The organism is Dyadobacter sp., from assembly GCF_017744695.1.
In the GTDB taxonomy this organism is placed as follows: Bacteria; Bacteroidota; Bacteroidia; order Cytophagales; family Spirosomataceae; genus Dyadobacter.
In genome coordinates this window covers 1,716,081-1,728,121 of sequence record NZ_JAGIAS010000001.1, presented here as the reverse complement: position 1 = coordinate 1,728,121, position 12,041 = coordinate 1,716,081, and the positions used below count along the sequence as shown (strand labels likewise).

Sequence of the window (12,041 nt, the reverse complement as noted above, 5' to 3'; positions counted from 1 at the left end):
ATGTCAATGTTCAAGGTCGGCCCATGTCAATGCGCCGGATTTTACGGATTTTTCCAGATCGGTATATTTTGCCAAAAGGTAGTTGGCCGCCGGCAGCGTCGCTTCACCACAGGCCAATGCAGCAGCCTGGCGATCTTCCTCTTTTTCCGAATCAAATAAATGCTGCATATCTGCCAGAAGCGCCGTATTCAGGTACTTTCCGGTGAGCCGCCACACCTGCGCGGGCACGCTACGCCCGGCTGCCCATCGCTCGTGCGCGAAGTCCGAAAGCGTTACCGCCAATTTCTCATTCGAGCGGTTTTCCAGGCCTTCTATAAAATGAATAGGCTTGTCGTTGAATATCGTTTTAAGTACCAGCTGATTCCAGGCCAGTTCGCTGAAATATTTCTCTGGATAAGGGTTATGTAATGCGATCGCATCGAACACAAAGCCCATATTCGAACGCACTGCATCCGTTGCACGGAACAGCCACTGATCGGGGTACGAAAGCAGCGGCAATGCCGAATACAACGCCACCAACTCGTTCATTTCCGCCGTATCGAAAAGGGTTTCGATGTTTTTGGTATAACCTTCTTTATCGGAAGGATCCAGTTGCGTAAGCAGCCACACGCGGCTAAGTCTCACGAGCGACCATCCATCGACCGAGAAACCGGGGATTTCGAGGTTCAATGCGGCCTTTTCGGCATCGGTGGTGTGGATTATTTTCTTGGGTAGGAATCTGGGAGCTGCCACGAAGGCGGTCATCAGTTCAATGGGAGTAGAGGATCTCTTTTGCTGCAACCATCCGGCCTCAGATGCTGAAGTGTTTGAAGCAATGATCTCCCAAATCTTTTGTTTAATAATATCGGACATAACTGTTGTCTGTGATCCCGTTTACCGGTTCGCACCGTGTAAATCTTTTGAGGGTGTGGGTTATTGGTATAATGCCTGTTTGCCGGTATAAAGTTTCCCGCCGGCTATTTATAACGATACAAAGCTGCTTTTTGGCTCATTTTCGGGCATGATTGATATCAGTTTTAATGAAAAACTAATATCATTTGTAACTGATGGTTAAAAATCAAATTCCAGAATATCCGGGTCGTTGAGCAAGTGATGGGTCAGTTTTTCGTGCTTTCTTTCAGAGCCCTGCAACGTCCAGCTGCCGGTAATATGGGTACCGATGCGGCTCTGTTCGCCACGGAGGATTTTCAGATCATACTCCTTAAACAGGTTCTCGTAAGTTTTCAGGGTCTTTTTCTGGTAAACACACATCAGGCGATAGTTTCGTATCTGGCTTTTCTGACGGATAAGCTTTTGCACGGGCGATAAAATCACCAGCGTCATCCCTGAAATCACGAAGCAACAGATCGTCACCTCATAAAATCCGGCCCCGATACCCATTCCCACAGCAGCCGTCACCCACACGATCGCCGCCGTCGTGATCCCGACCACCCGGTTATTCTCCCTGAAAATGATACCTGCGCCGATAAAGCCGATACCCGTCACGATATTGGCCGCAATGCGCCCCGCATCCGAACTGATTTTAATGGAAAGGATCGTAAAAAGCGTCGACCCCATCGCGATCAATATCAGCGTCCGCAAGCCAGCCGATTTGCTTCGGTACTCGCGCTCCGCGCCGACGATGGCGCCTAGCGCGAAGGATATCAGTAATTTGTAAATGTCTTCGGGAAGGAGTTCCATTCAATGTAAATTGTATTCATAAATAAAGCCGGGCAGAGGTAGAATCTCCCGGCTTTGTATTTTCTAATGTTAGGTTACAGGTTAGGCGGCCGAACGCGTTTCAACCCAGTCTAAGATTATTTCAGCCCGTTGAAAACCGAGCTTTATAACCTCGGCATCTCCGACACCGTCGTACGCCATTACGAGGTGTAGTTGTTCATATACAGATACGAACGTGTGCAATATTTTCTTATCCTGTTGGGCTAGATTGGACTTGTACCAATCCACATCCTTCCGGCCCTTGGTTTTCTTGCCGAAATAATGATCCAACGCAAAAAGAACACCGGAATAAGCGGTATGCCCGGCCATTTTTACATACTTGGAATCCTGATAAAAGCCATCCTCTTTGGCACCTTTTTCGCGCAGAATTTCTTTTGCATTGTTCAGATAGCGCTTGGCTTCGATTACTGCTTCCTGCGCGGAGAGTTCTCCTTTTTTCATAAGTGTATGTTTAAGTTATATGTGTTGAAATGTTGTTACATCCCTGCGGGATTTTCGATTTAATTGGTGTCTTTTTTTGCTACCAATGTTGCGCGCCTAGCGGCACTTTACCCTTTCAGGATCGAATCGCGTTAGCGATGCAATATTGGTAGCAGCTGCCATGAGGCAAAGATGCAAATGCCGTAGGCATGCAACAACAATTATTTCAGGCGGCTTCTGTCCGTGTTTCTACCCAGGCAATGATGCGCTCGGCTTCCCTGAATCCGATTTTCACTATCTCGTCCTGGCCTACGCCGTCGTAAGCCATCACAAGGTGCAACTGTTCACAGGCAGTAGTGAAAGAGTCGAGCATTTTGCGATCCTCTTTCGAGAGGTTTATCCTATACCAATCTACGTCCTTCCGGCCTTTTGCCTTCTTGCCGAAATAGTGGTCCAATGCAAACAGCACTCCGGAATACGCGGTATGGCCGGCCATTTTTACATATTTGGAATCCCGGTAATACCCTTCGTCTTTTGCACCTTTTTCCCGGAGGATTTCCTTTGCATTGTTCAGATAGCGCTTTGCCTCGATTACAGCGTCCTGTGCGGAGAGTTCTTCCTTCTTGGCCATAAGTTAAGTGTATGTGAATAATAAGACTACCCAACAAATTTACAAAGAATCACTTAGCATTCATCCACTCCTCAATCGCCTCAGCCTCTAACGGAATATCCGCCATCAGATCGATGTTCCCATTCTCGGTAATCAGAATGTCATTCTCCAAACGAATGCCCAGCCCTTCTTCCCGAATGTAAATGCCCGGCTCGCAGGTGAACACCATGCCTGCTTCGAAGCGGCGGTATTTGTTGCCTACGTCGTGGATGTCGAGGCCCAGGAAGTGAGAGGTGCCGTGCGGAAAGTACTTTTTATAGGCAGGCCATTCTGGGTCCTGTTTTTCAATGTCCTCTTTGGTAATGAGGCCCAGGCCGATGAGTTCGCTTTCCATAATGCGGCCGATTTCCTGGTGGTATTCGTCCCAGATGTTGCCGGGGACGAGGAGGCTTTTGGCGGCTTTGAAAACGCGTAGTACCGCATCGTACACATCGCGCTGGCGCTTGGTGAAGCGGCCGTTTGCAGGAATGCTGCGGGTGAGGTCGGCGCCATAGTTGGCATATTCGGCGGCAACGTCGAGCAGGAGGACGTCGCCGTCTTTGCAAACCTGGTCGTTTTGAATGTAATGCAGCACGCAGGCATTAGCGCCGGATGCGATAATGGGCTGGTACGAAAAGCCTTTCGAGCGGTTGCGCACAAACTCGTGGAGCAATTCAGCTTCGATTTCGAATTCATGCACACCGGGTTTGACAAATTTCAGTACCCTTTCAAAGCCCTGCTTCGTAATGTCGCAAGCCTTTTGGAGCAAAGCGACTTCTTCCGGTTGCTTCACCGCGCGGAGCTGGTGCATGAGCGGAGCGAGGCGCACTAGGTTGTGTAATGGGTACCGGTTTTTGAAATCAACAATAAACCTCGCGTCTCGCGACTGTACGTACGAGTCGTTACGGGTGTGCTCGTTGGTGTTCAGGTACACATTTTCGGCTTCAAAAACGATGTTGCCGAACACGGTTTCATATTGATGCGTCCAGAATATGCTTTGTATCCCGGTCGCAGCGCGGGCTTGTTCCTTGGTCAGTTTTTCACCCTCCCACACGGCGATGGTTTCGTTGGTCTCGCGGAGGAAAAGCACCTCGCGGAACTTCGGGTCGGGGTGGTCGGGGAAGATGAGCAGGATGGTTTCCTCCTGGTCGACGCCTGTGAGGTAAAACAGATCGCTGTTTTGTTTAAAACCCATTGTGCCGTCCGCATTGGTAGGCATAATATCGTTGGCATTGAGAATTGCGAGTGATTTGGGTTTGAGTAAAGTCGTTAAACGGCGTCTGTTTTCAACGAATAGCTTTTGGTCGATGGGGGAATATCGCATGTCTGTATTTTTTCGGATACGGTAATTTAATTTGTAAAATTACGTTTATCTTGTTCAAAAATTCTAAACATCTGCTCGCGTACGAAATGGTCTCATGACGTGCAAAAGCAGTTTTGAAAGTTACATTATACCAAATTGATTAAGAATACCTAACTAATGCCGTTGATGAGAAGATTGCTTTTGCTTGCGTTTGTATTGGTGCCGTTGGTGTTGTCTGCAAGCCCGAAATATTGGATTTATCTGAAAAACAAAGACCTTGCTGCAAGTCCCGCCGTTTCGGCACTGACGCTGGAAAACCGGCAGAAACTAGGTCTGATACGCTCGGATGAAACTGATTTGCCGGTTAAAAAGGAATACGAAGCAGTATTGCGGCAGCAGTCGGTCAACATTATTAACCGCTCCAAATGGCTGAATGCCGTTTCAGCCAACCTCACGAGCGAGCAGGCGATGAAAGTAAGGGAGCTGGATTTTGTGGCCGACGTGGTTATGATCGATCCGGGTTTCTATATCGCACGCACCCAGCCGATCGAGAAAGCGCAAATGGCGCCGGTAATGTCGCAGGTACAGGCTAATGCATTTTTGAAAGAGAATATCACAGCTAAGGATGTAACGATCGGCGTGATCGATGCTGGCTTCTATGGTGCGGATTCTTCCCTTTCGCTTTCACAGGTTTTTTCCAATAAAAGAATATTAGGCATCCGGGATTATGTAAAGCCCGGCCGCCCGGGCGACCTGCTGTTCAGCACCGCCGAATCGTTCTCCGACATGCACGGTACCGAAGTGCTTGCGGCTATCTCTGGCATTGATTACCAGGATCAGGTGCAGTATGGTATGGCCACCAATGCGAAGTTTTACCTAGCCCGCACGGATTACTCGATGCGCGAATACCGCGGCGAAGAAGATAACTGGATCGCGGCCATGGAATGGATGGATAGCCTCGGGGTGCGTCTTATCAATACTTCATTGGGCTATGCCAAAGGCTTTTCGGATCCAAGAGAGAACTACGAGCCTTCGCAAATGGACGGCAAAACCAGCGCTATCAGCAAAGCCGCGCAGATTGCTTCCGATAAAAAAGGCATTATGATTATCGTTTCGGCCGGTAATGAAGGCGACGATAAGAGTTGGGGGATCGTTTCAGCTCCAGCCGACGCGAAAGGCGTACTTTCGGTAGGGGCTACCAACGGCAAGCTTTGGAACCGCATCGGTTACAGCAGCGTCGGGCCGGAGTTTCTTTCATACGTGAAACCGAATGTCTCGTGTTTCTCTTTATACGGAACATCACTTTCTGCCCCGGTGATTACCGGCTTTGCAGCCTGCTTGCTGCAAGCCAATCCGCAGCTTTCGAACAAAGAACTGATCTCGCTGATCGAGAAATCGTCGCATTTATATCCTTACGGCAATAACTACGTAGGTTATGGCGTACCGCAGGCCTCCCGCGCGCTGGCGCTGGCGAAGGCCCCTTATTTGCCTAACAACTCCAAGTTGGTAACCGCCAAGGGCCGTACTTGTGAGGTAGATGTTACCAGCCAGGAACCAATGGTCGCTATTTACCGCAAGAAAAACGAAAAAGACGTGATCGCGCAGCAAGTAGCGAAGGTTCAGAACGGCAAAGTATCACTCAAACGCCAGAATAACGAGAAATTTACCACCATCGACCTTCGGGATTACGTGGTGGAAGTGGAATGGAACTAGGGCGACCTGCGGAGCCTTGCTTCTTCGAGATCAAGTTCGTGTTCTTTGGTCTTGATGAGCTCGTTGGAGCAAGTTCTTTCCTGCCTTAGTTTCAGGATTTCCTCTCTTTTTACCTCGATGATTTCCAGCAGCATTTTGCGGTATTTCCGCACGTGGCTGACAGACGTGTCATCATCCGAATGCAGCAGCTTGTAGTCAGCCATTTCAATGATCTTTTCATAGCGGTCTTTCAACAGCCTGAATGGCTCGAAATCCTGTATTTCGCCGTCATAATTGGATTTCATATAGTCCAGACTTACCGTGGCCAGGCGCGAATTCATCATCGCATTCTCCTTTTCAAGGCTATCATCGACTTCAATTTTGAGCCATTTGATCAGATAGGGCAGGCTTAGTCCCTGAAATACCAGTGTGAAAAGGATCACTACGAATGTGATAAACAAGAACAGGTCGCGGTGCGGAAATGCCTTACCATTTATCAAAAGCGGAATAGCCAATGCAGATGCCAGCGAAACCACGCCGCGCATCCCGCTCCAGGCCACAATAAATACCGGCTGCCAGCCGGGCCTTACCTCTTTTCTACGGATCGATTTGAAGAGAATACGTGGAATGTAGGTGCTGGGAAAAACCCAGATAATGCGGATCAGAATCGTAACGACGCTGATAATGACCGCATAAGTCACCACTTCGGTAATGGTGTATTCATGCAACCCTTTCATGACCTCGGGTAATTGCAGGCCGATCAGAATGAACACGATCCCATTCAGCAGAAATACCACTGTTTGCCAGACATAGTTGGTCTGCATTCTCGACTGGTAGGTAAACAGTTCGTGCGCGCGGAAGCTTAGGAAGAGCCCGCCGCTTACCACCGCCAATACACCCGAATAATGAAAGTGCTCGGCTGCGATGTACATTAAATAGGGTGAAATGAATGTAAGCGCCGTATCGATGCTGGGTGTGGTCGGGAAAAAGCGATGTACCACGTACAGCACATGTGCGATCGCAAGCCCGATGAGGATACCCATAATGGCCACCATCAGGAAGTCCGCACCCGCTTTCCAGAGTACGAAATTGCCGGTCTCGATCGTCGCCAGCGCCACACGGAATACGATCAGTGACGACGCGTCGTTTACAAGGCTCTCGCCCTCGAGAATGGTGACGACTCGTTTAGGTACCTTTAATCCATGTAGAACAGAAGTGGCTGCAACCGCATCGGGAGGGGAGATGATCCCGCCTAGTACAAAACCCATTGCCAACGTAAAACCCGGAATGAGCGCATGGGTAATATAAGCTACGGCCGTTGCGGTAAATACAACCAGTCCGATAGACAGGAGCCCGATCGCCCGCCGGGATGCCCAGAAATCTTTCCAGGACGTATTCCAGGCCGCTTCGTAGAGCAGGGGCGGCAGGAAGATCAGGAAAACCCAGTCCGGTTCGAGTTGGATGTGGGGCATTCCGGGAACGACGCCGATCAGCAAGCCCGCAATGACCAGGAAGATAGGATAGGAAATACCAATTTTTTCGCTCAGCATCGTGAGCATCGAAACCACAAAAAGGAGTGATATAATGAGCAATAAATTCTCAAGGACCATATTCAGGAAACAAACGTTCGGAGATATAAAACTACATAAAATGTCAACTTAACATATCTTAACTTTTGTGTGTGGTCGAGCACGCAAATGGAAATTTTGGTTTATATTAGCAGGAAATATTGAGGTTTTGCATTAACTTTAATGCCTTCAAGATCCTCGATCACTGGCTTAATCAACAGAAAATTCAATAAAAACAGTCATTCCATCACCTAATCCTTAATTGACAATGAGTACTTCTCGGAGAGATGTTTTGAAAATGGCGGGAGTTGCATTGGCAGGCAGCACATTGCCGACCTTCGCAATTCTGAACCCCAATCGCGCCTTTGCAGGCGTAAATGCCGACACCCTCAAAATAGGTTTGATCGGTTGCGGTGGCCGCGGCTCCGGTGCGGCTAACCAGGCTTTGAAAGCCGATCCGAACGTAGTGTTGTGGGCAATGGGCGACATTTTCAAGGACAAAATGGACGCGTCGCTTGAAAACCTTACCAAAGTGCACGGCCCGAAAGTGAAAGTGGACGAAGGACGTAAGTTCATTGGTTTCGATGCTTTCAAAAAAGTATTGGATTCAGGAGTGGATGTAGTACTGCTCGCCACACCTCCGCACTTCCGTCCAGAGCACCTTACTGCCGCTATCAATGCAGGTAAGCACGTTTTCTGCGAAAAACCTGTGGCGGTGGATGCTCCCGGTGTCCGCAAAGTGCTGGACGCAGCGAAATTGGCGAAACAAAAGAACGTATCCCTGATGTCGGGCTTCTGCTGGCGTTACCATGAGCCGAAACGTGCGAGTTTTGCACGCATCCTCGATGGTGCAGTGGGCGACATTACGGCTATCTATAACACTTACGACACCGGTACGCTGTGGTCGTTCCCACGCGTTTCGGGCTGGACGGATGCGGAATACGTACTTCGCAACTGGACTTACTACACCTGGCTCGCCGGTGACCACATTGTGGAGCAGGCTGTCCACAGCATCGACATGATGGCATGGGCAATGGGCGGCAAGCTGCCGGTTTCGGCGGTAGGTACTGGTGGCCGTCAGGTTCGTACCGATTCACTGTTCGGTAATATCTTCGACCATTTCTCGGTTGTTTACGATTACGACAATGGCGTGAAAGGTTTCCACCACTCCCGTCAGCAGGCCAATTGCGAAAACAGTTACCTGGTGCAAACACTCGGTACCAAAGGGTCGGCGATGGTGAACTGTGCGCGTAACGTACACGAGATCACCGGCGCCAATCCATGGAAATACGAAGGCGTACAAAACGATATGTACCAGACAGAGCACAACGAACTGTTCGCGTCTATCCGTAGCGGTAAGCTGATCAACGACGGTGAATTCATGGCGCACAGCACATTGACCGCCATTATGGGTAGAATGGCCGCCTACACCGGCAAACGCATTACGTGGAACGAGGCATTGAACTCTACCGAGAAACTGGGCCCTGATACTTACAGCTTTGATATGAAACCACCGGTTGTTGAGGTGGCCAAACCAGGTATCACTGCATTCTCCTGATACCTTATGCAAAGAAGAGATTTCTTGAAAAACACCGCCATGGCAGCATCTGCCGTGGCGGTGGGCTCTTCGGTGCTGGCTGGCACCGAAGCAACTGCTGCTATGTCTGCTGCCGCCGGATCGCCGGCGGCACGTCCGATGGTAAAGAAAAGCCTTAAATGGGGCATGGTGAAAGAGGATTTGTCGATCATGGACAAATTCAAACTCCTGAAAGACCTTGGCTACGACGGCGTCGAACTCGATTCGCCCGACAAGCTGGATATGAAGGAAGTACTGGCCGCCCGCGACAAGACGGGCCTGGAACTGCCGGGAACCGTGAACTCCATGCACTGGAAGCTTCCGTTGTCCGATCCGGATCCCAAAAAGCGCGAAGAATGCGTTAAATCCATTGAAAAAGCATTGTACGACACCAAGCAATACGGCGGAACGACTGTTCTTGTAGTACCGGGCGTCGTGAATGCGAATGTGACCTACGCGGAAGCATACGAGCGCTCGCAGGCGGAGATCCGGAAGTTGTTGCCCGTGTGTGAAAAAACAGGTGTCAAAATCGCGTTCGAAAACGTTTGGAACCAGTTTTTGCTCAGTCCGCTGGAAGCAGCCCGTTATGTGGATGAATTCAAACACCCGATGGTAGGCTGGTATTTCGATGTAGGTAATGTGCTGCGTTACAGCTGGCCTGTTTCGTGGATAGAAGCATTGAATAAGCGCATTCTCAAACTGGACTTGAAGGAATACAGTTTTAAAAAACAAAACGACCTGGGCCTCTGGAAAGGATTCGATGTGGAGTTTATGGAAGGCGATTGCAACTGGGCCGAAGTGAACAAGGCATTGCAGAAGGTTGGCTACTCGGGCTGGGCTTCCGCGGAAGTTTCCGGCGGCGATCGCAAACGTTTATTGACTATCCGTGAGAAGATGGACTTGGTATTTAATGCGTAATTACACTTCTTACAAATGCAGAAAAGGCCCGGGCAACCGGGCTTTTTTTGTGCCTTGTTTGTAGTATAGAAATGTGGTTGAAAATTTTCAACTTGCGATTATATCAACACACTATATCATATGTATTACGAGTTCATATCCTCCCTGAGTGAGATCCTGCCTGTCGAAGACCAAACAAGGGTCCTGTTTCAGCAAAAACTTAAAATTGTGAAAGTTCCGAAAGGACGGGTACTGCTCTCGGACGGTGAAACATGTGATAAACTCTCGTACCTGCAATCCGGCCTTGTGCGTGGCTACCATTTCGCAGCCGAAGGACAGGGCAATTTCCGCGACGTTACCGACTGGTTTGCCAGCGAGGGCGATTTCTTCCACGCCACCGACAGTTTCGTAAAGCAGCTCCCTTCCCGCGAATACATCGAGACGCTGGAACCCTCCGTACTCATTTACATTACCAGGGCTGACCTCTATGAGCTTTATATGAACCATCCCCAGGCCTGCTGCATCGGCCGCATCATCGCCGAGCGCCTGTTGCTGAAACACCAAGATCTGCTTCGCGACATGCGCACGCTTTCCGCACCAGAGAAGCTGGAATCATTCCGGACGCGCTCCCGCGAACTCTTCAATCGCGTGCCCCAGAAGTACATTGCATCTTACCTCGGCATCTCCGAAAACTACGTCAGCAAGCTCCGGGCGAGGCGCTGAATTTCCTTCCTTTTTGTAGGTCAGAACCTTCCTTTTCCCAGAATTGGTGTGGTGGGTTCTCATTTTATTTGTACAAAAAACATAAATAATATGAAAAAACATGTTATCTACTTGTCCTGGCCCTTTTCGGGCTGCTTGTTTCAATGCAAAGTGCTTATTGTCAGGAGCAAAAGAAGCCTCCGGAAGGAATGACTAAGAATCATTCCAGTACGAGTTATAAGTGGGATATCAGTTTGGACGCGTATCGGCTCAAGGGCGCCTCGGGCATGAACCCGTTTTTCACGCTAAGATATGCCCCTAATAAGAGAGGGGCTTTTCGGTGGTCAATTGGGGACATTTCATGGTTAAGTGAAAAAGATGCCAGAGGCGCTGATTCGAGCGGGATTTTGCCCGCCGATGCGGAATTCTGGCTCCACCGACGAGTTTTTAACATCGTTACGTCCTTTGGTTATGAGTTCAGACGAAATCTCAAATTAGGTCAACTGCTCTACGGAGTGGACGCCTGGCTTTATTGGAATAATAACTACCAATATTCGTCTCCGGAGACCTGAACGACAATTGTTGATCTGAGCCTGGGGCCATTCATCGGAGCTCTTCCGGCAACTCCCACTGTACTTGAAGCGAACTCCCAAATACAAATCAAGGTCGTGTGGAACAACGCCAACGGTAATGGAACAGTCAAAGTGACGTCTGACAAGCCAAATGCTGGTATTGCCGAATGCTCACAATGCCCCATAGGACTAACGCAAACCAAAACCATCCCCATCCGCTACCTCGGCACGCCTGGCAATATCAAAATCAACGGTGTTGCGCAGAACGGAAGTTACCAGATCAATTGCGGGACTGCGCCGATCAATGTCGCGGTAGATCCGGTGACGAATGCAACTAATTACGTTTGGATTTATCCTCCGGGTTGGACGCTTTCGGGAAGCGGGAATATCGTTACGCTTACACCGAATGCCGGTTCAGGCGGTGTTATCAAAGTTACGACTTCGAGAAGTGATGTGCCTGGTCTGACAACGTCATCGCAGTTGACGATAACCAGACCGGTGCCGTCTAAACCTGTCATCAATTCGCCTGATTTTTTGCTCTGTAACCCTAAAACAATTACCGCTACTGCAAGCAATGCGACAAGCTATAACTGGGTGGCTACGGGCGGTATTACAGCGAATTCGCCCGGCAATACGAATTCGGCGCAGATTAAACCCTTCAGGCAACAGAAAATATGCAACAGCCGCTTTTGAACAAGACAGAACCATCACAATACCAGTCAGCGATTTACCGAGAGGGACTTACTATTTAATGCTCATCAGCCGCGACGGCTCTTCGGAAAATGTGCGCCTCGTTTTAGAATAGAATAGCGCTTATCGAGTGCTATAACTCTCCGTTCCTTACCTTATACCGCGCGCCAATAATATCTTGAATTTCCTTCCTTTTTGTAGGTCCGATCCTGTTTTATCCCAGAATCGGTGTGGTTTGAACTCCCTTTATTTG

General features: G+C 49.3%; 11 protein-coding genes. 5 read left to right on the top strand and 6 right to left on the bottom strand.

What is annotated here, in order from left to right; genetic code table 11:
- Positions 1–3: 3 nt before the first annotated feature.
- From J7619_RS06780 to J7619_RS06760, 5 genes are all read right to left on the bottom strand, one after another.
- Complete coding sequence (locus J7619_RS06780) at positions 4–732, bottom strand: EboA domain-containing protein (RefSeq protein ID WP_291195945.1); 729 nt, start codon at positions 730–732, stop codon at positions 4–6.
- A gap of 318 nt (positions 733–1,050) precedes the next feature.
- On the bottom strand, positions 1,051–1,680 hold the full coding sequence (locus J7619_RS06775; RefSeq protein ID WP_291195942.1) for an MgtC/SapB family protein: 630 nt from the start codon (positions 1,678–1,680) through the stop codon (positions 1,051–1,053).
- 81 nt (positions 1,681–1,761) lie between these two features.
- Positions 1,762–2,160, bottom strand: a complete 399-nt coding sequence (locus tag J7619_RS06770) for a DUF5618 family protein (protein WP_291195939.1) — start codon at positions 2,158–2,160, stop codon at positions 1,762–1,764.
- Between the two features lie 205 nt (positions 2,161–2,365).
- Positions 2,366–2,770, bottom strand: coding sequence for a DUF5618 family protein (locus J7619_RS06765; protein WP_291195936.1), 405 nt, complete (start codon positions 2,768–2,770; stop codon positions 2,366–2,368).
- Between the two features lie 49 nt (positions 2,771–2,819).
- Positions 2,820–4,112, bottom strand: coding sequence for an aminopeptidase P family protein (locus J7619_RS06760; protein ID WP_291195933.1), 1,293 nt, complete (start codon positions 4,110–4,112; stop codon positions 2,820–2,822).
- A 165-nt stretch (positions 4,113–4,277) separates the two neighbouring features.
- Between J7619_RS06760 and J7619_RS06755 the strand changes: the two genes are divergently transcribed.
- Complete coding sequence (locus J7619_RS06755) at positions 4,278–5,804, top strand: S8 family serine peptidase (protein WP_409012709.1); 1,527 nt, start codon at positions 4,278–4,280, stop codon at positions 5,802–5,804.
- Here J7619_RS06755 and J7619_RS06750 read toward each other — a convergent pair.
- On the bottom strand, positions 5,801–7,393 hold the full coding sequence (locus tag J7619_RS06750) for a Na+/H+ antiporter (RefSeq protein WP_291195927.1): 1,593 nt from the start codon (positions 7,391–7,393) through the stop codon (positions 5,801–5,803). The genes J7619_RS06755 and J7619_RS06750 overlap by 4 nt on opposite strands.
- Before the next feature lie 256 nt (positions 7,394–7,649).
- On the opposite strand from J7619_RS06750, the gene J7619_RS06745 reads away from it, so the two are divergent.
- The 4 genes from J7619_RS06745 to J7619_RS06730 all read left to right on the top strand — a co-directional run bounded on the left by J7619_RS06745 (position 7,650) and on the right by J7619_RS06730 (position 11,791).
- Entirely contained in the window at positions 7,650–8,909 is a 1,260-nt protein-coding gene (locus J7619_RS06745) for a Gfo/Idh/MocA family protein (protein WP_409012714.1), read from the top strand.
- A 39-nt stretch (positions 8,910–8,948) separates the two neighbouring features.
- A complete protein-coding gene (locus tag J7619_RS06740; RefSeq protein WP_291195921.1) occupies positions 8,949–9,845 on the top strand; it encodes a sugar phosphate isomerase/epimerase in 897 nt (298 codons plus the stop codon).
- Between the two features lie 120 nt (positions 9,846–9,965).
- A complete protein-coding gene (locus J7619_RS06735; RefSeq protein WP_291195918.1) occupies positions 9,966–10,547 on the top strand; it encodes a Crp/Fnr family transcriptional regulator in 582 nt (193 codons plus the stop codon).
- Between the two features lie 647 nt (positions 10,548–11,194).
- Positions 11,195–11,791 (top strand): hypothetical protein, encoded by a 597-nt coding sequence (locus J7619_RS06730; protein WP_291195915.1) that lies wholly within the window; start codon positions 11,195–11,197, stop codon positions 11,789–11,791.
- Positions 11,792–12,041: the final 250 nt, after the last annotated feature.